This window comes from Variovorax sp. Root434 (genome assembly GCF_001426595.1).
Classification (GTDB): Bacteria; Pseudomonadota; Gammaproteobacteria; order Burkholderiales; family Burkholderiaceae_C; genus Variovorax.
In genome coordinates, this window is sequence record NZ_LMEK01000029.1 from 66,683 (window position 1) to 88,430 (window position 21,748).

At 67.9% G+C, this 21,748-nt stretch carries 21 protein-coding genes; 2 read left to right on the forward strand and 19 right to left on the reverse strand.

The features are described 5' to 3' along the window. Positions 1 to 8: 8 nt before the first annotated feature. From minE to ASD05_RS28800, 5 genes are all read right to left on the reverse strand, one after another. Complete coding sequence (gene minE, locus ASD05_RS28780; protein WP_007836823.1) at positions 9 to 281, reverse strand: cell division topological specificity factor MinE; 273 nt, start codon at positions 279 to 281, stop codon at positions 9 to 11. Between the two features lie 2 nt (positions 282 to 283). Beyond that, entirely contained in the window at positions 284 to 1,099 is an 816-nt protein-coding gene (gene minD / locus ASD05_RS28785; protein WP_056600357.1) for a septum site-determining protein MinD, read from the reverse strand. Between the two features lie 64 nt (positions 1,100 to 1,163). Then, the gene (gene minC, locus ASD05_RS28790) at positions 1,164 to 1,922 is read right to left on the reverse strand and encodes a septum site-determining protein MinC (RefSeq protein WP_007836826.1); all 759 of its coding nucleotides are present in this window, start codon (positions 1,920 to 1,922) and stop codon (positions 1,164 to 1,166) included. A 130-nt stretch (positions 1,923 to 2,052) separates the two neighbouring features. After that, on the reverse strand, positions 2,053 to 3,336 hold the full coding sequence (locus ASD05_RS28795; RefSeq protein WP_200955516.1) for a solute carrier family 23 protein: 1,284 nt from the start codon (positions 3,334 to 3,336) through the stop codon (positions 2,053 to 2,055). Between the two features lie 91 nt (positions 3,337 to 3,427). Further along, a complete protein-coding gene (locus ASD05_RS28800) occupies positions 3,428 to 3,850 on the reverse strand; it encodes a hotdog fold thioesterase (protein ID WP_056600136.1) in 423 nt (140 codons plus the stop codon). Positions 3,851 to 3,941: 91 nt separating this feature from the next. Here ASD05_RS28800 and ASD05_RS28805 point away from each other — a divergent pair, with 91 nt between their 5' ends. Beyond that, the gene (locus ASD05_RS28805; protein ID WP_056600139.1) at positions 3,942 to 5,264 is read left to right on the forward strand and encodes a hypothetical protein; all 1,323 of its coding nucleotides are present in this window, start codon (positions 3,942 to 3,944) and stop codon (positions 5,262 to 5,264) included. Positions 5,265 to 5,274: 10 nt separating this feature from the next. Here the strand turns inward: ASD05_RS28805 and ASD05_RS28810 are convergent, their stop codons facing one another. The 5 genes from ASD05_RS28810 to ASD05_RS28830 form a co-directional block, all read right to left on the reverse strand. Continuing rightward, the gene (locus ASD05_RS28810) at positions 5,275 to 6,057 is read right to left on the reverse strand and encodes a crotonase/enoyl-CoA hydratase family protein (protein WP_157610337.1); all 783 of its coding nucleotides are present in this window, start codon (positions 6,055 to 6,057) and stop codon (positions 5,275 to 5,277) included. Between the two features lie 25 nt (positions 6,058 to 6,082). Further along, positions 6,083 to 7,885 carry a feruloyl-CoA synthase gene (locus ASD05_RS28815; RefSeq protein WP_056600141.1) on the reverse strand — a complete coding sequence of 601 codons (1,803 nt, stop codon included), beginning with the start codon at positions 7,883 to 7,885 and terminating at the stop codon, positions 6,083 to 6,085. A gap of 325 nt (positions 7,886 to 8,210) precedes the next feature. Then, complete coding sequence (locus ASD05_RS28820) at positions 8,211 to 9,164, reverse strand: 3-hydroxyacyl-CoA dehydrogenase NAD-binding domain-containing protein (RefSeq protein WP_056600362.1); 954 nt, start codon at positions 9,162 to 9,164, stop codon at positions 8,211 to 8,213. Next, a complete protein-coding gene (locus ASD05_RS28825) occupies positions 9,161 to 10,369 on the reverse strand; it encodes an ABC transporter substrate-binding protein (protein WP_056600143.1) in 1,209 nt (402 codons plus the stop codon). Before ASD05_RS28825 ends, ASD05_RS28820 begins: the two co-directional genes overlap by 4 nt. Before the next feature lie 33 nt (positions 10,370 to 10,402). After that, a complete protein-coding gene (locus ASD05_RS28830; RefSeq protein ID WP_056600146.1) occupies positions 10,403 to 11,323 on the reverse strand; it encodes a 3-keto-5-aminohexanoate cleavage protein in 921 nt (306 codons plus the stop codon). A 128-nt stretch (positions 11,324 to 11,451) separates the two neighbouring features. Here ASD05_RS28830 and ASD05_RS28835 point away from each other — a divergent pair, with 128 nt between their 5' ends. Then, complete coding sequence (locus tag ASD05_RS28835; RefSeq protein ID WP_056600148.1) at positions 11,452 to 12,159, forward strand: Crp/Fnr family transcriptional regulator; 708 nt, start codon at positions 11,452 to 11,454, stop codon at positions 12,157 to 12,159. A 16-nt stretch (positions 12,160 to 12,175) separates the two neighbouring features. Here the strand turns inward: ASD05_RS28835 and ASD05_RS28840 are convergent, their stop codons facing one another. The 9 genes from ASD05_RS28840 to ASD05_RS28880 form a co-directional block, all read right to left on the reverse strand. Then, positions 12,176 to 12,877, reverse strand: coding sequence for an ABC transporter ATP-binding protein (locus tag ASD05_RS28840; RefSeq protein WP_056600150.1), 702 nt, complete (start codon positions 12,875 to 12,877; stop codon positions 12,176 to 12,178). Beyond that, positions 12,877 to 13,626, reverse strand: a complete 750-nt coding sequence (locus ASD05_RS28845; protein WP_056600153.1) for an ABC transporter ATP-binding protein — start codon at positions 13,624 to 13,626, stop codon at positions 12,877 to 12,879. Before ASD05_RS28845 ends, ASD05_RS28840 begins: the two co-directional genes overlap by 1 nt. A gap of 124 nt (positions 13,627 to 13,750) precedes the next feature. Next, a complete protein-coding gene (locus ASD05_RS28850; RefSeq protein WP_056600156.1) occupies positions 13,751 to 14,701 on the reverse strand; it encodes a branched-chain amino acid ABC transporter permease in 951 nt (316 codons plus the stop codon). Then, positions 14,698 to 15,570, reverse strand: coding sequence for a branched-chain amino acid ABC transporter permease (locus ASD05_RS28855; RefSeq protein WP_056600159.1), 873 nt, complete (start codon positions 15,568 to 15,570; stop codon positions 14,698 to 14,700). Before ASD05_RS28855 ends, ASD05_RS28850 begins: the two co-directional genes overlap by 4 nt. A 156-nt stretch (positions 15,571 to 15,726) precedes the next feature. Then, positions 15,727 to 16,896 carry an ABC transporter substrate-binding protein gene (locus tag ASD05_RS28860; RefSeq protein ID WP_007832653.1) on the reverse strand — a complete coding sequence of 390 codons (1,170 nt, stop codon included), beginning with the start codon at positions 16,894 to 16,896 and terminating at the stop codon, positions 15,727 to 15,729. A gap of 125 nt (positions 16,897 to 17,021) precedes the next feature. Next, a complete protein-coding gene (locus tag ASD05_RS28865; RefSeq protein WP_056600162.1) occupies positions 17,022 to 17,837 on the reverse strand; it encodes an alpha/beta fold hydrolase in 816 nt (271 codons plus the stop codon). 154 nt (positions 17,838 to 17,991) lie between these two features. Beyond that, on the reverse strand, positions 17,992 to 19,539 hold the full coding sequence (locus ASD05_RS28870; RefSeq protein WP_056600165.1) for a benzoate-CoA ligase family protein: 1,548 nt from the start codon (positions 19,537 to 19,539) through the stop codon (positions 17,992 to 17,994). 31 nt (positions 19,540 to 19,570) lie between these two features. Next, complete coding sequence (locus ASD05_RS28875; protein WP_056600167.1) at positions 19,571 to 21,121, reverse strand: 3,4-dehydroadipyl-CoA semialdehyde dehydrogenase; 1,551 nt, start codon at positions 21,119 to 21,121, stop codon at positions 19,571 to 19,573. Next, the gene (locus ASD05_RS28880; RefSeq protein WP_056600170.1) at positions 21,121 to 21,609 is read right to left on the reverse strand and encodes a DUF4863 family protein; all 489 of its coding nucleotides are present in this window, start codon (positions 21,607 to 21,609) and stop codon (positions 21,121 to 21,123) included. The genes ASD05_RS28875 and ASD05_RS28880 overlap by 1 nt, the downstream gene beginning before the upstream one ends. Between the last annotated feature and the right edge of the window lie 139 nt (positions 21,610 to 21,748).

Below are 21,748 nucleotides of genomic sequence, written 5' to 3' on the forward strand. Positions count from 1 at the left end.
GAAACCCGTCAGCGCGCCGGCGCCGGGTCGGGCAGCTCGATCTTGATGTCGAGCACTTCGAGGTTGTCCTGGGTTTCCAGGTGCACCTTGATGTCGTCGGCGTTGATCGACACGTACTTGGAAATCACCGCCACCAGCTCGCGCTGGAGTTCGGGCAGATAGTCGGGGCGCTTCTTGCCGCTGAGGCTGGAGCGCTCGTGCGCGAGGATGATCTGCAGGCGCTCTTTCGCGACGCTTGCAGTCTTCTTCTTCTCGCCAAGCAGGAACGAGAGAAACGACATGCCTACTTGCCTCCGAAGATCCGCTTGAAGAAGCTGGGCTTCTCGGCGTCGACGAAGCGCATCGGCTTGTCCTCTCCGAGGAACCGCGCCACCACGTCGCTGTAGGCCTGCGCCACGTCGGTTTCCTTGTCGTGGATCGCGGGCACGCCCTGGTTCGAGGCATGCAGCACGCTTTCCGACTCGGGGATCACGCCGATGAGCTTGATGCGCAGGATGTCCTGGATGTCTTCCAGCGAGAGCATCTGTCCGCCCGCCACCCGGTTCGGGTTGTAGCGGGTGATCAGCAGGTGCTCCTTGATCGGGTCGCCGCCTTCCTTGGCGCGCTTGGTCTTGCTGCTGAGCATGCCCAGGATGCGGTCCGAGTCGCGCACCGAGGAGACTTCGGGGTTGGTGACGATCAGCGCTTCGTCGGCGAAGTGCATGGCCATCATGGCGCCGGTCTCGATGCCCGCGGGCGAGTCGCAGACGATGTAGTCGAACTCCATCGCGGCGAGGTCGGTCAGCACCTTCTCGACGCCGTCCTGCGTCAGCGCTTCCTTGTCGCGCGTCTGCGAGGCGGCCAGCACGAACAGGTTGTCGCACTGCTTGTCCTTGATGAGTGCCTGGCTCAGGTTGGCTTCGCCCTGGATGACGTTGATCAGGTCGTACACCACGCGGCGTTCGCAGCCCATGATCAGGTCGAGGTTGCGCAGGCCCACGTCGAAGTCGATCACCGCCGTTTTCTTGCCCGCGAGCGCGAGGCCCGACGCGAAGCTGGCGCTCGTCGTCGTCTTGCCGACGCCGCCCTTGCCCGAAGTCACCACCACAATTTTGGCCATGGCCATTCCTTCTTGTTTCGATTCAGTTGTTGGTTGTCAGGATCGCCGCGTTTCGTGAGGGGGCTCAGGGAATCGGGTCGATCGCTATTTTTTTGCCGTCCAGGCGCACCTGGGCCGATTTTCCCAGCACCGTGTCGGGCAGCGCGACTTCGTTGGTCCGGTAGATGCCCGCAATGGCCACCAGCTGCGCTTCCATGCAGGTCGAGAAGATCCGCGCCTCGGTGTTACCGCGCGCGCCGGCAATGGCCTTGCCTCGCAGCGGTGCGTACACATGCACGTTGCCGTCGGCGATGACTTCGGCGCCGAAGCTCACCACCGCGGTCACCACCACGTCGCCGCCACGGGCGTAGACCTGCTGGCCCGAACGCAGCGGCTTGTCGATCAGCAGCGTGCCGTTGGCCGGCACCGGCACTTCACGCACGATCTGCGGGGCTTCCGATGCGGGCGCTTCGGCTGGCGGCGCCGGCGCACGGGGCGCGGGGGCCGCGGGCATGGCCGCCACCGAGAGGCCCGCGGCGCGCGCTGCGGCGTTCTGCCCGGCGTTGCCGCCGCGCACGGCGATGGGTTGGGTCTGGTGGCGCGCCAGCAGGCCGCGCAGGGCGGCGAAGTCGAGTTCGCCCTCGCCTTGCTCTTCCTGCAGCAGCGAGAGATCGATCACCACCGGCTCCTGCTCGAAGAAGTCGGGCGAATCGGCCAGCTGGGCGTCGAGCGCCTCGGCCAGCACGTCCAGGTCGGACGTCTTGAGGATCACTGCGATCAGCGGCAGCGTGGCGCTCTTGAATTCGAAAACCGCCTTGGTGCGCGCGGCGGAGACATCGGCCATTGGGAAAACGTCGGTGCGAAAAGCGTTGGAGTCTAACGGGCGCGGGCCAAACCCCAATGAACAGGCCCTGCTTCAGGCCCCCGGGACAACACTTCTTTCACGAGGTTGCACTTTTCCGGGGTGCCTTGCGTCAGTTCTTCGAGCGCCCCAGCAGCGCGTAAAGAAGGATCGCGCCGAAGGTCGCGGTGCCGATGCCACCGAGCGCGAAGTCGCCGAACTTCAGCGTGAAGTCGCCGGTGCCGATGATCAGCGTGATGGCCGCCACGATCAGGTTCTTGTTCTGCGAGAAGTCGACCTTGTTGTCGACCCAGATCTTGGCGCCCGCGATCGCGATCAGGCCGAACACCACGATGCTCACGCCGCCCATCACCGGCAGCGGAATCGCCTGGATCAGCGCACCGAACTTGGGGCTGAAGCCCAGCACCAGCGCAATGAGCGCCGCCACCACGAACACCGCGGTCGAGTAGATGCGCGTGGCCGCCATCACGCCGATGTTCTCGGCGTAGGTCGTCACGCCCGTGCCGCCGGCCGCGCCGCTCACCACTGTGGCGATGCCGTCGCCGATGAAGGCGCGGCCGATGTACGGGTCGAGGTTGCGGCCCGTCATGGCCGTCACCGCCTTCAGGTGGCCGAGGTTCTCCGCCACCAGGATGATCGCCACGGGCGCGATCAGCAGCATCGCGTTGGCCGTGAACACCGGCGCCGTGAAGGTCGGCAGGCCGAACCAGGCCGCATTGGCGATGCCGCTCAGGTCGACCGGCTTGCCCATGCCCAGGACGTTGGTCAGCACCGCGTAGACGATGGTGGCCAGGACCAGCCCGACCAGGATCAGCAGGCGCTGCAGCATGCCGCGCGTGAACACCGCCACCAGCCCCACGCAGAGGAAGGTCACGGCCTGCATCCACGAGTCGAAGTTGCTGGCCGCCATGTTCTTGATCGGCACGCTCGCGAGGTTGAGCCCGATCACCGCCACCACGGCGCCCGTGACCACCGGCGGCATGACGCGCTCGATCCAGCCGGTGCCGATGGCCTGCACCAGCGCCCCGATCAGGATGTACACCACCCCGCAGGCCACGATGCCGCCCAGCGCCACCGCGATGTTGGCGTTGGGCCCCTTGCCCGCATAGCCGCTGGCCGCGATCACCACGCCGATGAAGGCGAAGCTCGAGCCCAGGTAGCTGGGCACCTTGCCGCCGGTGACGAAGTAGAAGATCAGCGTGCCGATGCCGCTCATCAGGATCGCGATGTTGGGGCTGAAGCCCATCAGGATCGGTGCCAGCACCGTGGCGCCGAACATCGCGATGACGTGCTGCACGCCCATGGCGCCGGTTTGCAGCCAGGGCAGGCGCTCGTCGGGCGCGATGACCGCGCCGTTGGCCAGCGCGGACGCGGGCCTTTCAGTCCACTTGAACATTGCTTTCATCTCCTCTTGTTGGTGGGGCGTGATTGTGGTCGATGAACCCCGGCCTGAACACCGCCGCAAGAGAAGGAGGAAAGAGCGGCGCTCAGCGCGCCTGCAGCACGGCCATGGTGATGCGCGACACGCAGGTCAGCTCACCCGCCTCGTTCGTCAGGTCGATCTGCCAGACCTGCGTGCTGCGGCCGCGGTGCACCGGCCGCGCCGTGCCGATGACCCAGCCGCTGGTGACGGAGCGGATGTGGTTGGCGTTGATGTCCAGGCCCACGGCGCGGTCGCCCTCGGGCGCCGAGTAGTGGGCGCCGCAGGAACCCAGCGTCTCGGCCAGCACCACCGACACGCCGCCGTGCAGGATGCCGTAGGGCTGGCGGGTGCGCTCGTCCACCGGGCAGCGGGCGCGGATGAAGTCGTCGCCCACCTCCAGGAATTCCATGCCCAGCGCAGAGACGGCGGTGCCGACGTGGTTGCGGGTCAGCTCCTCGACGGAGACTTCTTTTTTCCAGATACGCATTCGGTACTTCCTTCTTGCCTGTAAGGGGGACTCAAAACTATAGCGATGGCGACTGACAAACCGAGTCGCCTTTGCGTGCTAGCTTGCACCGATGAAGCATCCCGTCCGCCGCTGGCTCCTCGGCATCGCCGCAACGCTGCTGCTGGGCGTGGGCGCGCTGGTGTGGGTGGTGAGCGTGCGCCTGCCCACCGACGAAGAGGTGGCTGCGAAGATCGCCGAAGGCTTCGAGAAGCGCTTCGGCGTTGCCCTGAAGATCGGCGGCGCCCACTGGTCGCTGCTGCCGGTGCCCGTGCTGGCGCTGTCCGAGATCGCCACCGACCAGCCGCGCCCCATCACGCTGCGCCGCCTGACCCTGCGGCTGAAGCTCGCGCCGCTGCTGCAGCGCGTCGTTGCCGTGGACGATCTCGAGATCGAAAGCCTGGTGCTGCCGCGCGCCTCGGTGCGGGCGTTCCGGGGCAGGGGCCCCAAGCCGCAGGAGGACGGCGGCAACCTGGTGGCGCTGCCCGCGCCATGGACGCTGGCCCCCGTGCCGCTGGAACAGCTGCGCTGGCGCGACGTGGTCTGGATCGACCGGCGCGATATTGCGCTGGCCTACGACGGCGACATCCGCTTCGACCCCGGCTGGCGCCCGCGCCAAGTCCGGCTCGAGCGAGCCGGCGCCGCGACGCTCACGCGCCTTCGGCTGGACCGCCTTGACGGGCAGGACCGCTGGCGCACCCGCATCGACGTGGGCGGCGGCACGTGGAACGGCGTCGCCCGCCTCGAGACGCCGCCCGGCGGCAAATTGCGGGTGTCGGCCGAGCTGGAGCCGCGCCAGGTCGACATCGAAAGCCTGGTGCACGCCTTCGGCCGCCGCACCTCGGTGGCGGGCAAGGTCTCGGGCCACACCACGCTCAGGACCGAGGCCGGCGATGCCGAGGAACTGGGCGCGCTGATCCGCGGCCTGCACACCCGCACCACCTTCTCGGTGCAGCCCGCCACGCTCACGCGGCTGGACGTGGCCAAGGCCGTCACCACCGTCGGCATCAGCCGCGGGGGCACCACTGCGCTGGACGAGCTCACCGGCACGCTCGACACCCAGGGCACCGAAGACGGCGTGGTGATGCAGTACAGCAACCTCAAGGCCCGCTCCGGGGTGCTCACCGCGAGCGGCAACCTGAAGCTGTTCAATCGCAGGCTCGACGGCGAGATCGCGGTGGACCTCGTCGACGGCGTGGTCGGCGTCCCGCTCAAGGTGAGCGGCACCATGAGCGACCCCGAGCTGTCGCTGACCGGCGCCGCGCTCACCGGCGCGGCCATCGGCAGCGCGGTGCTGCCGGGCGTGGGCACGGCGATCGGGGCGCGGGTGGGGCAGCAGGTGGAGAAGCTGTTCGGCGGAAGCGAGCCGAAGAAGAAGGCCACGCCCAGGCGCTGAAGCCAGGCGCTCAGTGCCCGAACTCGCCATGGCGACCGGCGCCTCCTGCGAAGCGCGCGGCGCCGGCTTCGCCCTCGGCGAAGACCATCGGCACGCCCAGCGCGCCTTCGCGGCGCAGCGCTTCGGCCAGCGGCAGGTCCCATTGTTCGTAGGCGCTGCGGCGGTCGGCCAGCATGCATTGCTGCGGGAACGCAGCGAGCTGGCGGGCCAGTTCCTGCGCGGCGGCCAGCGCGCCGCGCGGTGGCGTGACGCGGTTGACGAGGCCCATCGCCAGCGCCTCGGCCGCGCCCACCGCACGGCCCGAAAGAATCATGTCGAGTGCGCGGCCCATGCCCACGATGCGCGGCAGCCGCACCGTGCCGCCGTCGATCAGCGGCACGCCCCAGCGGCGGCAGAACACCCCGAACACCGCGTCCTCGTCGGCCACGCGCAGGTCGGCCAGCAGCGCGAGTTCGAGGCCGCCCGCCACCGCGTGGCCGTTCACCGCCGCGATCAGCGGCTTCGACAGCGCCATGCGCGTCGGCCCCATCGGGCCGCTGCCGCCGCCTTGGGGATCGAGCTCGTTGCGGCGGGCCGGATCGCCCACGGCTGAGAGATCGGCGCCCGCGCAAAAATTGCCGCCCGCGCCGGTCAGCACCGCGACGCGCAGCGCGTCGTCGGCCTCGAAACGCTCGAAGGCTTCGCGCAGCTCGGCGGCCATGCGGCCGTCGACGGCGTTGCGCTTGTTCGCGCGGTTCAGCGTGATCGTGCACACCGTGTCTTCGATGTCGTATGTGACGTGCTGCATGGCCATGTCTCCAAGGGTCGGGATTCGGGGTTCAGCCCGGGCGCACCACCTGCGCGTCGCCGGACGCATGCAGCCGCGCCACGTCGGCCGCGCGGCGCACCAGCACGGCGCGCTGGTTGATGTAGCCCTTGTCGGTGATCTCGCCCGCGTCGAGGCTCGGGGGCTCGGCCAGCACCAATGCGCAGGCCGGGCATTGCGAGGAGCCCGCGCCTTCGTCGCGCAGCGCGCGCAGCACGCCGGCGATGCGTTCGCGCAGGGCCTCGGGCGCGAGCGCAGCGCCTTGCGGGCTGGGAAACACCAGCATGCCGATCTCGTCGCTGTCGTGGCCGGTGAGCACCACGTCCTGCACATGCGGCGCGAGCAGCGACACCAGCTTCACGCGCAGCGTGCCCACCGACACCCAGGTGCCGGTGGAGAGCTTGAAGTCTTCCGCCACGCGGCCGTTGAAGATCACGCCCTGCGCGGGTTCGGTCGGGTTCGCGAGGAAGCCGGCGTCGCCGATGCGGTAGTAGCCTTCTTCGTCGAAGGCCTGCGCCGTTTCGCGCGGTGCATCGCGATAACCCGGAAACACCGAGACGCCCTTGACGCGCATCTCCAGCTTCTCGCCGTTGGGCACGAACTTCAGCTCCAGCCCCGGCAGCGGCGCGCCGATGCAGCCGGCACCGTCGAGCTTCCAGTGCGCGGAGGTGATGGCGGGCGAGGTCTCGGTTGCGCCCCACGAGGTGGTGAGCCACAGCGGCCGCGTCGGGCGCACGCGCGCAGCCACCGCTTCGAGCCGCTGCCAGGTGGAAGGCGCGAGCGCCGCCGCTGCGTAGAAGGCCAGCCGCAGGCGCGAGAACACCTCTGCGGCCAGCGCGTCGTCGGATTCGAGAAAAGGCAGCAGCATGTCGAAGCCGCGCGGCACGTTGAACAGCAGCGTGGGCTTCACCTCGCGCAGGTTGCGCACCGTCTTCTCGATCAGGCCCGGCGCGGGCCGGCCCTCGTCGATGTAGAGCGCGCCGCCGTGGCATAGCACCATGTTCAGGTTGTGGTTCGCGCCGAAGGTGTGGCTCCAGGGCAGCCAGTCGACGAGCACCGGTGCTTCCCGCGCGAGGAAGCGCCAGGTCTGCGCCATCATCTGCTGGTTGGCGCACAGCATGCGGTGCGTGTTGATGACCACCTTGGGCTTGCCGGTGGAGCCGGAGGTCAGCAGGTACTTGGCGTGCGTGTCGGGCAGCACGTCGGCGAAGGCCTGCATGACGGCGGGCGTTTCCTTCACCGCGAGCAGTCGGTCGAACGCCATCGCGCCGGGATGCGCCTCGGCGTTGCGGCTGAACACGGTGACGGCCTCGACGCCGCATCCTTCGAGCGAGCTGCCGTACACCTTCGCATCCGATGCGTAGATCAGCGCCGGCTTCAGCGCCTGCAGCATGCCGTGCAGCCGCGACGGGTCTTTCGCCATGCGCGAGTAGGCGCTCGACAGCGAGCACGCGGTGCGGCCGATGTGCATGGCGGCCAGCATCAGCACCGCGTGGTCGATGGCGTTGTCCGACAGGATCACGACCGGCTGGCCCGGCGGCAGGTTCATGTCGAGCAGCGCCTGAGCGACGGCGCCCACGGCGTGACGCAGCGCGCGGTAGTCGAGCTTGCGCCAGCCTTCGCCTGTTTCGTCGCGCTCGGCGAAGGCCAGTGCGTCGGGTGTCTCATGCGCCCAGCGCTCGATCCATTCGCCGATGCAGCGTGCATAGGGTTTCAGCGCCATCGGCGAACGCAGCGCGAAGGAGCCATCGTCGAAGTCGATGCGCACGGTGCGGGGCGGGGCGATCAGGCTTTCGTCCTGGAGGAAGTCGGTCATTTCAGTGTTCCGGGGTTTTGTTCGGGGTGCGTGCACAGGCCACCGGGTACTCCCCTCCGCGAATGTCCCCCGCCCTTCGGGCTCCTCCTTTATTTCGCTGCGGGGAGCACCCGGTGCCCTGTGCACGAGGGCACGCTCTGGGTGCATCGCTGATCAACGACTGCTCTGTCCAACGATCACGCCGATGGGGTGCCTTGCGCAGCGAAATAAAGGAGGAGGCCGCAGGCCGGGGGACATTCGCGGAGCAAGGTACCCCGTCGGTGTGAGCGCACCCCGAACACCGAACCCACCGCGCAACGAGACGATTCGAAAAGCGGGATTTCATCTAGTCGAGCTTGCCGCTGTCAGCCTTGGCGCGAATCAGGTCTAACAGCAGGGTGTCGCGGGCGGCTTCGAGGTCGGCCGTGCGTCGAGCGCCCAATTCCTCGGACACGCCTTGCGCCACCTTCTGCTTGAGTTCGGCCGTCATCGACGGCGCACCCAAGTCCTTCCACCAGTCCTCGATCGGCCCGCCCAAATGCGCGAGCAGGTGCTCGATGCCGCCCGCGCCGCCCGACAGATGCAGGTTCATGAACGGCCCCATCACCGCCCAGCGCAGGCCGGGGCCGTGGGCGATGGCCGTGTCGATGTCGGCCACGCTCGCCACGCCTTCGTTGACCAGGTGGAACGCCTCGCGCCATAGTGCGGCCTGCAGCCGGTTCGCGATGTGGCCTTTCACCTCGCGCTTCACGTGGATCGGCCGCTTGCCGATGGCCGCGTAGAACGCCATCGTGCGTTCGATGGCTTCGGCCGAAGTCTGGTCGCCACCGATCACCTCGACCAGCGGAATCAGGTGCGGCGGATTGAACGGATGCCCCAGCACCACGCGCTGCGGGTGCGCGCAGCCCGACTGCACGCCGCTGATCGCCAGGCCCGACGAGCTTGACGCGAGGATGGTGTCTGGCGGCGCGGCCGCGTCCATGCGGCGGAACAGGTCGATCTTGAAGTCCATGCGCTCGGGGCCGTTCTCCTGCACGAAGTCGGCCACGGACACCGCGTCTTCCAGGCTGTCGTGGAAGCGCAGGCGGTCCATCGACGCGCCCTCGGCCAGCCCGAAGCGCTGCAGCGTCGGCCAGTGCTGTGCCACCGCTTCGCGCAGCCGTTCTTCCGCGCCGGGCGACGGATCGGTCGCATTCACGTCGAGCCCGTGCGCCAGGAAGTACGCGGCCCAGCTCGCACCGATCACGCCGGTGCCGACCACCGCCACGCGCTTCACGTCCGGGAAAGAAGATGTGCTCATGCCGATTTCCACCGCGCGCAGCGGCTCTCCGCCTTCGTCGTCCATGCGGCCTCGCCGCGGATCGGCTCGACCACCTTGTAGTAGTCCCACGGCTCCTTCGACTCGGCCGGGGCCTTCACCTGCATCAGGTGCATGTCGTGCACCATCAGCCCGTCTTCGCGCAGCCAGCCGCCTTTGACGAACATGTCGTTGAACTTCGTCTTGCGCAATTGCGCCATCACCTTGTCGGCATCGTCGCTGCCCGCTGCCTTCACCGCCTGCAGGTACTGCAGCGCGGCCGAATAGTCGCCGGCGTGGAAGGAGGAGGGCATGCGCCTGTGCTTGTCGAAGAAGCGCCGCGCCCATTCTCGCGACTCGGGGCTCTGGTTCCAGTACCAGCTGTCGGTGAGGTACATGCCCTGCGAGCTCTTCAGGCCCAACGCATGCACGTCGTTGATGGTGATGATCATGCCGGCGAGCTTCATGTTCTTGCCGAGGCCGAACTCGGCCGCCGACTTGATCGCGTTGACCGTGTCGCCGCCCGCGTTGGCGAGTGCCAGCACCTGGGCCTTCGAGTTCTGCGCCTGCAGCATGAACGACGAGAAATCGCTCGCGCCCAGCGGATGCTTGACCGAGCCGGCCACCGTGCCGCCCGCGGCCTGCACGGTCTTCGTGGCGTCGTTCTGCAGCGCCGCGCCGAAGGCGTAGTCGGCCGCCACGAAGTACCAGCTCTTGCCGCCGGCCTTGACCACCGCGCTTGCGGTGCCGCGCGCCATGGCCACCGTGTCGTAGGCGTAGTGCACCGTGTAGGGCGAGCAGTACTCGTTGGTGAGGCTCGACGCGCCCGAGCCCACCACGAAGTACGGCTTCTTCTTGTCGGCCGCCACGCCTGCCATGGCAATGGCCGCGCCCGAGTTGACGCCGCCGATCAGCATGTCGACCTTCTGCACGTCGAACCATTCGCGCGCCTTGGCGGCGGCGATGTCGGGCTTGTTCTGGTGGTCGGCCGTGACCAGTTCGATCTTCCTGCCGCCGATGGCACCGCCCATGTCGGCGATGGCCATGCGGATCGCCTCGGCGCCGGCCGGGCCGTCGTAGTCGCGGTAGATGCCGGACATGTCGCTGATGAAGCCGATGCGGATGGTGTCGTCCGACACCTGGGCGACGGCGCTCGCTGCAAAAAGGGCGCCGAGCGCGAGGGCCGGTGCGGTGCGGGGAATGTTCATGTGCCGTGTCTCCTTCGTTGTTCCCGACTGTCTTCAACCGAGTGCGAACTCGGGCCGCGGACCGCCCGTGCGCGGCAGGCCCATGATCTGCCTTGCCTCGGCCGGTGTCGCCACTTCCATGTCGAGCTCGCGGATCACCCGCACGATGCGCTCGGTGAGCTGCACGTTGGTGGCCAGCTCGCCCTGGCGGAAGTAGAGGTTGTCTTCCAGGCCCACGCGCGCATGGCCGCCCAGCAGCAGCGCCGCGACGTTGGCCTCGAGCTGCGACATGCCGATGCCGCTCACGCCGAAGATGCTGCCCTTGGGCAGCGTGTCGACCATCATCTGTAGGTTGCGCGGCGAGTAGGGCATCGCGTTCTGGAAGTTGCGGTGCACGTTCATCACGAGGTTGATGAAGTAGGGCTCGTCGTCGTGGCCTTCCTCGATCAGCGTGGTCGTGTCCTGCAGGATGTGCGTGGGGCTGAACACCTCCCACTCGGGCTTGATGCCGCGCGCCTTCATGCCGGCCGCCAGTTCGCGGCCGCGCGTGATGGGCGTGTCCATCAGGATCTGCTTGCCCTCGAAGCTCAGGTTGAGCGTGGTGGCGTCGAGCGTGCACATCTCGGCGCCCGCGTCCATGCCCTTGATGCGTTCTTCCCACGCGATCTCCCAGCGCTCGCCGGCCAGCGGCTTCACCATGTCGCCGTGCACGCCACCGCCGGTGGAGTTGTTGATGACGATGTCGCTGCCGAGCGCGCGGATGCGGCTGTTGATGTCGCGGTACACCTCGGCGTTGCAGGTGGCGCCGTCGTCGGGGCGGCGCGCGTGGATGGCCACCACGCTCGCGCCGGCGTTCCAGCAGCGCAGCACGTCGGCGGCGATCTCGGCGGGCTGCGTGGGCAGGTGGGGGTTCTGCGACTTGTGCGCCATGCCGCCGGTGGGGGCGATGGTCACGATCACTTTGCGCTTCGACATGGTCGGTGGCTCCTGGTGTCTTTCATGGGGGGCGCGTTATTATTTTTTGCTGCGCGAGCACACTCAGTCATCGCGACGACATTTGGGCTCAGGGTTTACGCACCCGCGCCTTCAGGAGCTTTCATTCCATGCCCACGACGAAGCCGGCCCCCCAGGCGGCATCGCTGACGATTCCGCAATTGCTGCAAGGCTCGGCCTGGTTCCCGCTGCTCGACGTGGCGGCGGGCGAGCGCGTGCTCGACGAGATGCGCGAGGTCGAGGTGGCGGCCGGCGCCGCGCTGTGCCGGCGCGGCGACACACCGGTACACTGGTACGGCACGCTCGAAGGGCTGCTCAAGTGGTCGATCACCTCGAGCGACGGGCGCTCGGTGACCTTCGGCGGCCTGTCGGTGGGCAGCTGGTTCGGCGAAGGCACGCTGCTGCGCGCGCTGCCGCGCTCGGCCGACATCATCGCGCTGCGGCCGAGCCGGGTGGCGCAGCTGCCGCTGGAAACCTTCGAGTGGCTGCACCGCACGCAGCGTGGCTTCGATCACTTCCTGCTGCAGCAGATCAACGAGCGGCTGCACTGGTTCATGGGCAACTATGCGGCGCACCGGCTGCTCGACACCGACAGCCAGGTGGCGCGCGCGCTGGCGGGGCTGTTCCACCCGTGGCTGCATCCGGGGAGCGAACCGCACCTGCAGACTTCGCAGGAGGAGATTGCGAATCTCTCGGGCGTGTCGCGTCAGCGGTGCAATGCGGCGTTGAACCGGTTGAAGGAAGCGGGGTTCCTGCGGATCGAGTACGGCGGGATCACCGTGATCGATCTTGAAGGGCTGCGGCGGTTCATCGAGTAGCGCCGGCTCCCTGCCTTCACACGCCCAGCAATTCTTCCAGCGCCTGCGGCTCGGCGAGCAGATCCGCCGAGGCCCCATGCCGCACGATCTGCCCCTTCTCCATCACCACCGCGAGGTCCGTATGCGCGAGCACTTTGCGGTAATCGCGGTCGACGATCAGCGTCGCGATGCCGGTCGCGCGGATCTCGCCGATCACACGCCAGATCTCGGCCACGATCAGCGGCGCCAGGCCTTCGGTGGCCTCGTCGAGGATCAGCAGGCGCGGGTTGGTCATCAGCGCGCGGCCGATCGACAGCATCTGCTGCTCGCCGCCCGACAGCTGCTGGCCGCCGTGCGACAGCCGCTCCGACAGGCGCGGAAAGGTGGCCATCACGCGGTCGAAGGTCCAGGCGCGCCGGCCGTCGATGCCGGCGCGTTCGCTCATCACGAGGTTCTCGCGCACCGACAGGTTGGGGAAGATGCCGCGCCCTTCGGGCACGTAGCCGATGCCCAGGCGCGCCATTTTCTCGGGCGGCAGGCCGGTGACGGTGCGGCCGTCGACCTGCACTTCGCCCGAGGCGGGACGCACGTAGCCCATCATCGTGCGAATCAGCGTGGTCTTGCCCATGCCGTTGCGCCCGAGCAGGCCCACCGAAGTGGCCGTGGGAATGCCGGCGTGCACGCCGCGCAGGATGTGGCTGTTGCCGTAGTAGGTGTTGAGGTCGCGAACGATCAGCATCAGTGTTGTTCCTCGCCCAGATAGGCGGTGCGCACTTCGGGGTTCTCGCGGATCTCCCTGGGGTTGCCCGTGGCGATGACGGTGCCGTTCACCATTACCGTGATGCGGTCGGCAATGCGGAACACCGCGTCCATGTCGTGCTCCACCAGCAGGATCGCGTGCGTGGCCTTCAGCCGCGCGAGCAGCGTGAGCATGCGGTCGGTTTCTTCGGCGCCCATGCCGGCGAGCGGCTCGTCGAGCAGCAGCACGCGCGGGTTCGTGGCCAGGCACATCGCCACTTCGAGCTGGCGCTGCGCGCCGTGGCTCATGGTGCCGGCGATGCGGTGCGCTTCGTGGGCGAGGCCGGCGGCTTCGAGCGCGGCGTCGGCCGTGGCGTTGCTGGTGGCGCAGTCCTGCGACGGCTGCCAGAAGGCCCAGGGCCTGGGCGTGGCGGCCTGCGCGGCGAGCCGGCAGTTCTCGTGCACGCTGAACTCCGGGAAGATGGTCGTGCGCTGGTAGCTGCGGCCCACGCCGTCGCGCGCGCGCTTCGACTGGGCGCGGCCGGTGATGTCCACGCCGTCGAGCGCGATGCGGCCTTCGGAGGCTTCGAGCTCGCCGGAAAGCATGTTGATCAGCGTCGACTTGCCGGCGCCATTGGTGCCGATCACCGCGTGGACCTCACCGACGTGCAGGTCGAGTGTGACGGCGTTGACGGCGGTGAGGCCGCCGAAGCGGCGGGTGAGCTTTTCGACGGAGAGCAGTGCGTTCATGGTGTTGCTCCTTCCCCCTCTGGGGGAAGGTTGGGATGAGGGCAGGCAGAGCGCGCGATGGAGGCGCCGCTTGCCCCCACCCCGGCCCTCCCCCAGCGGGGGAGGGAGGAAGTCAGGATGCGGGTCATGTGCTTCCTTTCGGCGAGAGGCGCTTCACAAGCCCGATCAGTCCCTTGGGCAGCAGCGCCACGAACACGATGATCGTCAGGCCCAGCGTCAGCTGCCAGTGGTCCGCCATCGGGCCCATCACCGCCTGCGTCGAGAAGATCTCCTTCAGCAGCGTGAACGCGATCGCGCCGATCACCGCGCCGCGCAGGTGGCCGAGGCCGCCGAGGATCACCATCAGCAGCACTTCGCCCGAGTTGTGCCATGCCATCAGTTCCGGGTTGACCACGCCGTCGCGCGAGGCCAGCAGGAAGCCGGCAAGCCCGGCCAATGCACCCGCCAGCACGAAGGCCGCGAGCTTGTAGGCATACACCGAGAACCCCGCCGCGCGCATGCGCTGCTCGTTCACGCGGATGCCCGCCAGCGCCGCACCGAAGCGCGAGCGGCGGATGAGCGCCAGCAGCACGTAGGTGAACACCAGCGACCCCAGAACCACGTAGAACAGCACCGTGCGGTTCTCCATGTCGAGCGCGCCGAGGGCAGGCCGCACGTACATGTAGATACCGTCGCTGCCGCCGCCGACCTTGGTGTCGTGGAACACGAAGAAGGCCATCTGTGCGAAGGCCAGCGTCACCATGATGAAGTACACGCCGCGCGTGCGCAGGCTCAATGCACCGACGAACAGCGCATACAGCGCCGCCGCACCCATGGCCAGCGGCAGCAGCAGCACGAAGTTGCCGCCTTCGCTGCCCGAAGCGAGCACCGTGACGTATGCACCGATGCCGTAGAACGCCGCATGGCCCAGGCTCACGAGCCCCGTCATGCCGACCAGCAGCTCCAGGCTCAGCGCGAAGATCGACAGGATCATGATCTTCACGACGAAGTCGGAAACATAGTTGCCCATGAACGGGCCCGCCACGCCGATGAGCACGGCGCACAGCACCGGCACGAGGAATGCGGTCTTCTTCATGGCCGTCTCCCCATCAGCCCTTCAGGCTTCCATATCAGCACGATGGCCATCAGCAGGTAAATGCCGATGCCGCTCAGGTCCGCGAAGAACACCTTGCCGAAGGTATCGACGAAGCCCACCAGCAGCGAGGCCACCAGCGCGCCCGTGATCGAGCCGATGCCGCCGATCACCACCAGCACGAAGCAGATGATGAGCACGCTCGCGCCCATGTTCGGATACACCGAGGACATCGGCGCCGCGATCATGCCGGCCAGCGCGGCGAGCGCCACGCCAGCCGCGAACACGATGCGGTACAGCCGCTTCACGTCGATGCCCAGGCCGCGCACCATGTCGCGGTTGCTCGCACCGGCGCGGATCATCATGCCCAGCCGCGTGCGGTTGACCACCCAGTACAGCGCCACGGCCAGCACGATGCAGGCGGCCGAGGCGAAGAGGCGATACCACGGGTAGCTCATGACGTTGCCCAGCGCGAAGCTGCCGTCGAGCCATGCCGGCACCTTCACGCCGTGCACGTCGTTGCCCACGAGGATGGAGCGCAGCTCCTCGAACACCAGGATGAGCCCGTAGGTCATCAGCACCTGCTGCAGGTGATCGCGCTGGTAGAGGTAGCTGAAGAAGGCCCACTCCAGCACGTAGCCGAAGATCGCGGCCAGCACCACGCCGGCCACCAGCATCAGCAGGAACTGGTCGCCGAACAGCGGCGCCAGCGAGAACGCCATGTACGCGCCGATCATGTAGAAGCTTCCGTGGGCGAGGTTGATGACGCCCATGATCCCGAAGATCAGCGTCAGCCCCGAGGCCACCAGGAAGAGCAGAAGTCCGTACTGAACAGAGTTCAGGCACTGGACCAAGAAGGTTCCGAAATCCACGTTAGGTCATCCCTGTGAGACCGAAAGAGAGCGTGGCGCGATGGCGCCCGCGATGTTCGGGAGACACCGCGGAACCGGCTTTGCCGGGCCGCAGGTGTCGCCCCCGGCGAGGGGGAAGGCGAAGCGACACGAAGTGCGCGTAGCCTGGGGGAGTGCCTACATCCTGCAGCCGCGGGCCGGGTCGGCGAGGCCCTTGATCGCCGTGCTCACCAGCTTGTTCTCTTTGCCTTCCACCTTGCGCAGGTAGATGTCCTGCACCGGGTTGTGCGACTTGCTCACCGTGAAGGTGCCGCGCGGGCTGTCGATCTTCGCCTTCTCGATAGCGGCCGTGAACTCGGCCTTCTTCGAGATGTCGCCCTTGGTGGCGGCAAGGCCCACGCCCAGCATCTGCGCCGCGTCGTAGCCTTGCACCGCGTACACGTCGGGCTGCAGCTTGAACGCCTTGGCATAGCCGACGCGGAAGGTGTTGTCGCGCGCGGTGTTCAGGCCATCGGCATAGTGCAGCGTGGTCAGCATGCCCTGTGCGGATTCACCCTGCGCATCGAGCGTGCCGTCGGTCAGGAAGCCGGGGCCGTACAGCGGAATGGTCTTGTTCAGGCCGGCGGCCTGGTAGTCCTTCACGAACTTCACCGCGCCGCCGCCGGCGAAGAAGGCGTACACCGCATCGGGCTTGGCCGCCGCGATCTCGGTCAGCAGCGCCTGGAATTCCACGTTGGGGAAGGGCAGCGTGAGCTGCTTGTCGACCTTGCCGCCGTTCTTCTCGAAGCCTTCCTTGAAGCCTGCAACCGACTCGTCGCCGGCCGCGTACTTCCAGGTGATGGTCATCGCCTTCTTCTTGCCCTGCTGCTTGGCCGCCACCTCGCCCATGGCGTAGGCCGGCTGCCAGTTGCTGAACGAGCTGCGGAAGATGTTGGGCGCGCACATCGGGCCGGTCACCGCGTCGGCACCGGCATTGGGCACGATCAGCACGGTGCCGCTTTCCTTCGCGGCCTTGGCCATGGCCATGGCGACGCCCGAGTGCACGGTGCCCACGATCACGTCGACGTTGTCGCGCTTGATGAGCTTGTTGACGTTGTCGGTGGCCTTGGCAGGGTCGGACTCGTCGTCGACCTTGAAGTATTCGATCTCGCGGCCGGCGAGCTTGCCGCCGTGCTCGTCCACGTAGAGCTTGAAGCCGTTCTCGATGGCCACGCCCAGGGCGGTGTAGGTGCCGCTGTAGGGCAGCATCAGACCGACCTTGAGCTTGCCTTGCTGGGCGTGGCCCAGCGTGGCGATGCAGGCCAGGGCGAGGGCCGTCAGGGTGGTGCGGGCGATGCGGGTGCTCATGTGATCTCCTGGCGTGATATTGAAATAAAAGGGGAACGGCTTGAAGACGGGCGACGGGTTGGGGCGCGTGTCTTCACGACGCGCTGCCGCTGGCGTAGATACTTTAAGGGTAAATCATTTATCTCTCAAACACGAGTTTTCCCTGACCGGGGATTACGGTCCTCCACGAATGAAACGGTCGCCACTATCACTTTTTCCGGCTGGTCGCGATGCGGGGAATGCCCGCAGTCAGGCAGCTCCAGCAGCTCGGTGCCCGGCACGCGCCTGGCGATGCCGCGAATCTGCGCGAGTGTGCCGTACTCATCGTCGATACCCTGCATAGCAAGAATCGGGCAACGGATGCCATCGAGCTCGGCTTCGATGTTCCATTGCCTGAAAGGCGGATGGAGCCAGACGCGGTTCCAGCCCCAGAAGGCCGAATCGACGTCGTCGTGATAGCGGCCCAGCTTCTTCGGCAGGTCGGTCTCCAGGTAGGCCAACCGGGCCTGCTCGATGTTGGCCACCGTCACGTCCTCGACGAAGATGTGCGGCGCCAGCAGCACCAGGCCGGCCACGCGCTCGGGGAAGCGCGCCGCATACAGCATTGAGATCGAGGCGCCGTCGCTGTGGCCGAAGAGCCAGGGCTTCTCGTCGTCGAGGTCGAGCGCGGCGAAGAGGGCGGGCAGCACTTCATGCGCCTGGCGGTGCATGAAGTCGACGTCCCAGGTCTCGTCGCGGGCGCGCGGGGTGGAGCGGCCGTAGCCCGGGCGCGAGAAGACGAGGCCGCGGGCGTTGGCGGCTTCGCAGACCTTCGCGGGGAAGTCCTTCCACATGGCGATGGAGCCGAGGCCTTCGTGGAGGAAGACGATCAATGGCGCATTGGTGCGTTCGGGGGAGATCCATTGGCACTCGATCTGCACGGGGCGGCCGCGCCAGTCGATGGTGGCGAAGTGGGGGGTCATTGCGCGGCCTCCGGCTGTTGCTCCTTCCCCCTTTGGGGGAAGGTTGGGATGGGGGCAAGCGGCGCCTGCAAGGGCTGCGCGTGCATGAAGGCCGATGCCCCCACCCCGGCCCTCCCCCAGCGGGGGAGGGGGAAAGAGGAAGACGGGGTGCGTATCACGCCTGCTTTTCCCGCTCGCGCAGCCTGAACCGCTGGATCTTCCCCGTCGCCGTCTTCGGCAGCTCGCTCACGAACTCCAGGAACCGCGGGTACTTGTACGGCGCGAGGCGTTCCTTGACGAAGGCTTTCAGCTCTTCCTCGGTCACCGCGGCGCCGTCCTTCAGAACGACGAAGGCCTTGGTCTTCGTCAGCCCTTCGGTGTCCTCCTTGCCGATCACCGCGGCCTCAAGCACCGCCGGGTGCTGCATCAGCGTGGCCTCGACCTCGAACGGTGACACGTAGATGCCGCTGACCTTCAGCATGTCGTCGCTGCGCCCGGCGTAGGTGTAGTAGCCGTCGGCGTCGCGCGTGTACTTGTCGCCGCTCTTGGTCCAGCCGCCCTGGAAGGTCTCGCGCGACTTCTCGCGGTTGTTCCAGTACATCAGCGCCGAGCTCGGGCCGCGGATGTAGAGGTCGCCCACCTCGCCGTCGGCCACGGGTCGGCCGTCCTCGCCGCGCAGTTCGACCTCGTAGCCCTCCACCGGCCGGCCGGTGGTGCCGTAGCGCACGTCGCCGGGACGGTTGGAGATGAAGATGTGCAGCATCTCGGTCGAGCCGATGCCGTCGATGATCTCGCAGCCGAAGTGCGCCTTGAAGCGCTGCGCGAGCTCGCCGGGCAGCGCCTCGCCGGCCGAGGAGCACATGCGCAGGGCCACGGCTTCGCGCGCCGGCAGCTTCGGCGAGGCGAGCATGCCAGCGAAGCCGGTGGGCGCGCCGAAGAACACGGTGGGCTTGTGCTCCACCCAGCGGCGGAAGGTGGCGTCGGGCGTGGGCCGCTCGGCCATCAGCACCACGGTGGCGCCGACCGACAGCGGGAAGGTCAGCGCGTTGCCGAGCCCGTACGCGAAGTACATCTTGGCGGCCGAGAAGCACACGTCGTTCTCGGTGAGGCCGAGCACCGGCTTGCCGTAGAGCTCGGCCGTCCACCATAGGTTGGCATGCGTGTGGACCGTGCCTTTGGGCTTGCCGGTGGAGCCGGAGGAGTAGAGCCAGAAGCCGGGGTCGTCGGAAGCGGTCGCCGCGGGCGATGCCAGGGGCTCGACGCCGGCGAGCGCGGCTTCGAATTCCTGTGCGCCCTCGGGCAGCGCACCCGTGGGCTGCGACACGATCAGCGTCTGCACTTCATGGCCGCCGCGCGCCATCGCCTGCTGCAGCGTCGGCAGCAGTGCGCCGGACACCAGCACGGCCTGCGCGCGGCTGTGATCGAGCATGTAGGCGTAGTCGTCGGGCGTGAGCAGCGTGTTGACGGCCACGGGCACCACGCCGGCATAGAGGCAGCCGAGAAAGCTCACCGGCCAGTCGTTGCCGTCGAGCATCAGCAGCAGCACGCGCTCTTCGCGGTGGATGCCTGCCGCCTTCAATGCGGCGGCGAGGCGGCGCGCGCGGTTTTCGAGCTGGCCGTAGCTCAGCGTGCCGCGGTCGTCGATGTAGGCGGTGCGATCGGCGCGGCCGCGATTGAGGGCGAACAGGTGCTCGGCGAAGTTGAATCGTGTGGGCAGGGTCATGGTCTTGTCTCCTTCGGCCGTGTCTCTCGTTCTAGAGGCCGAGTGCGGTGAGCACGCCGGGGCTTGCCTGCACCGCGCTTCGGCGGTGATAGAAATCGAGCGCGCGCAGGCCGCCCAGTTCGGCGCCGCCGCCCGCGCGGCCGGGACCGCCGTGCAGCGACATCGGCATCACGTTGCCGTGGCCCGTGTGGGCCTGCGCCACCTCGGGGGTGATGACGTGCACGCGGCCGTGGCTCGGTGCGACCGACAGCGCGGCTTGCGCGAGCGCTGCGTCGTCGCTGCCATACAGGGAGGTCACGAGCGAGCCCTGGCCGCGGTGTGCAAGTGCGATGCCGTGCGCGAGATCGCGGTACGGCAGCAGCGTGGCCACCGGCCCGAACACTTCCACATCGTGCACACGCTGCGCCGCATCGGCGTCGCGCGCGCCCAGCAGCACGGGGCCGATGCAGGCGGCCACCTTCGGGTCGGCATCGATCAGCGGCTTGTTGCGGCTGTCGTGCAGCACGGTGGTCTGCGTGGCCAGCGCGTCGAGGCCGTCGCGTACCGCATTCAGCTGAGCGCGGCTCACGAGCGAGCCCATGCGCACGCTCTCGTTGCGCGGATTGCCCACCGTGATGCCCGCGAGCTTGGCGCCGATGGCTTCGGCCGCGGCGTCGTACACCTCGGCCGGCACCAGGATGCGGCGGATGGCGGTGCACTTCTGGCCCGACTTCACCGTCATCTCGCGCACCACTTCGCGCACGAGCAGGTTGAAGGCCTCGCTGCCAGGCGCGGCGCCGGGCAGCAGCAGGGCGCTGTTGAGGCTGTCGGCCTCGATGTTCACGCGCACCGAGCGCTCGGCCACCGCAGGATGCGAGCGGATCACCGCAGCCGTCTCGGCCGAGCCGGTGAACGAGGCCACGTCGAAGGGCTGCAGCGCATCCATCAATCCGGCCGAGCTGCCGCAGACGATGGACAGCGCGCCTGCGGGCAGCACGCCCGCATCGACCACGTCCTTCACCATGCGCTGCGTGAGCCAGGCGGTGGCCGTGGCGGGCTTCACGATCACGGGCACGCCCGACAGCAGCGCGGGCGCGGCCTTTTCCCACAAGCCCCACGACGGGAAGTTGAAGGCGTTGATGAACAGCGCCACGCCTTGCGTCGGCACCTGCAGGTGCTGTGACAAGAACACCGGCTCCTTGCCGAGCTTGACCGCCTCGCCGTCGCGCAGCGCACGCACGTCGCCGAGTGCGTCGCCCCACTTGGCGTACTGGCCGAGCGTGAAGATCGCGCCGTCGATGTCGACCGCCGAGTCGTTCTTCACCGTGCCGGAGTTGGCGGTGGCGATGTCGTAATAGGCGTCGCGGTTGGCCTGCAGCACTTTCACGATGGCTGCAAGCAGCCCGGCGCGCTGGCGGTAGGTGAGGGCGCGCAACGCATTGCCGCCCTGTTCGCGGGCGAAGGCAAAGGCTTCGGGCAGGTCGAGGCCGGTGGCGTCGACGCGTGCGAGCTCGGTGCCCAGCACCGGGTCGAACAGAGGCGTGCCGGTGCCCGATCCGCTTTGCCAGCGGCCGGCGACGTGGTTTTGGAGGAGTTCGGTCATCAGGAGAACTTGATCTGCCCTTCGGGCAGCAGGTAAAGGACGAGTGCGCGGCCCTGGGCCACGGTCGGGCGATGCGCGGTGCCCGGACCGTAGACGCACCAGCCGACAGGCCGTCCGTCGAAGGTGGCGGGGTGGTCGTCCAGCGGCATGATCAGGTCGATCTCGCCGTTCGGATGCGTGTGGTGCGGGCCGGCGATGTCCTGCATGTCGACCACGTCGACCGAGAAGCGGTGCAGCGCGTCCTCGGCCTTGAAGACGCGGCCGTATCGGATGCCGCCGCCCTCGCGCTCGCACAGCCAGCCTTCGGCGACGCCGCCGATGCATGCTTGGCGCAGCTGCTCGAAGCGGGCGCTGCCTGCACCGTGGGTGGCGTTGAGCCACTGGTCGAGCGCGCTGTCGAGCGGCCTGCCGGCGATCTCGGCGGTCAAGCCTGCAATCAGCTGGTGAAATGCTTCCTTGCCTGTGGCGGCGGTGCTTCGGTCGGACATCGTGGGGCCTCGAGCTTTTGAACTACCTTGCAGAATCGCTGCGCGTGCAGTATCTTGCGTGTGGCCGAACGATAAGCATCGAGACAATGAGTGTCAAGCAATATAGTGCATCTATGGTGTTTACCCTGAGCGCGCACAA

Bases quoted from the DNA above. Each gene is read 5' to 3' on its own strand.
- minE (WP_007836823.1), bottom strand. From the start codon at position 281: ATGTCGTTTCTCTCGTTCCTGCTTGGCGAGAAGAAGAAGACTGCAAGC.
- minD (WP_056600357.1), bottom strand. From the start codon at position 1,099: ATGGCCAAAATTGTGGTGGTGACTTCGGGCAAGGGCGGCGTCGGCAAG.
- minC (WP_007836826.1), bottom strand. From the start codon at position 1,922: ATGGCCGATGTCTCCGCCGCGCGCACCAAGGCGGTTTTCGAATTCAAG.
- ASD05_RS28795 (WP_200955516.1), bottom strand. From the start codon at position 3,336: ATGTTCAAGTGGACTGAAAGGCCCGCGTCCGCGCTGGCCAACGGCGCG.
- ASD05_RS28800 (WP_056600136.1), bottom strand. From the start codon at position 3,850: ATGCGTATCTGGAAAAAAGAAGTCTCCGTCGAGGAGCTGACCCGCAAC.
- ASD05_RS28805 (WP_056600139.1), top strand. From the start codon at position 3,942: ATGAAGCATCCCGTCCGCCGCTGGCTCCTCGGCATCGCCGCAACGCTG.
- ASD05_RS28810 (WP_157610337.1), bottom strand. From the start codon at position 6,057: ATGGCCATGCAGCACGTCACATACGACATCGAAGACACGGTGTGCACG.
- ASD05_RS28815 (WP_056600141.1), bottom strand. From the start codon at position 7,885: ATGACCGACTTCCTCCAGGACGAAAGCCTGATCGCCCCGCCCCGCACC.
- ASD05_RS28820 (WP_056600362.1), bottom strand. From the start codon at position 9,164: ATGAGCACATCTTCTTTCCCGGACGTGAAGCGCGTGGCGGTGGTCGGC.
- ASD05_RS28825 (WP_056600143.1), bottom strand. From the start codon at position 10,369: ATGAACATTCCCCGCACCGCACCGGCCCTCGCGCTCGGCGCCCTTTTT.
- ASD05_RS28830 (WP_056600146.1), bottom strand. From the start codon at position 11,323: ATGTCGAAGCGCAAAGTGATCGTGACCATCGCCCCCACCGGCGGCATG.
- ASD05_RS28835 (WP_056600148.1), top strand. From the start codon at position 11,452: ATGCCCACGACGAAGCCGGCCCCCCAGGCGGCATCGCTGACGATTCCG.
- ASD05_RS28840 (WP_056600150.1), bottom strand. From the start codon at position 12,877: ATGCTGATCGTTCGCGACCTCAACACCTACTACGGCAACAGCCACATC.
- ASD05_RS28845 (WP_056600153.1), bottom strand. From the start codon at position 13,626: ATGAACGCACTGCTCTCCGTCGAAAAGCTCACCCGCCGCTTCGGCGGC.
- ASD05_RS28850 (WP_056600156.1), bottom strand. From the start codon at position 14,701: ATGAAGAAGACCGCATTCCTCGTGCCGGTGCTGTGCGCCGTGCTCATC.
- ASD05_RS28860 (WP_007832653.1), bottom strand. From the start codon at position 16,896: ATGAGCACCCGCATCGCCCGCACCACCCTGACGGCCCTCGCCCTGGCC.
- ASD05_RS28865 (WP_056600162.1), bottom strand. From the start codon at position 17,837: ATGACCCCCCACTTCGCCACCATCGACTGGCGCGGCCGCCCCGTGCAG.
- ASD05_RS28870 (WP_056600165.1), bottom strand. From the start codon at position 19,539: ATGACCCTGCCCACACGATTCAACTTCGCCGAGCACCTGTTCGCCCTC.
- ASD05_RS28875 (WP_056600167.1), bottom strand. From the start codon at position 21,121: ATGACCGAACTCCTCCAAAACCACGTCGCCGGCCGCTGGCAAAGCGGA.
- ASD05_RS28880 (WP_056600170.1), bottom strand. From the start codon at position 21,609: ATGTCCGACCGAAGCACCGCCGCCACAGGCAAGGAAGCATTTCACCAG.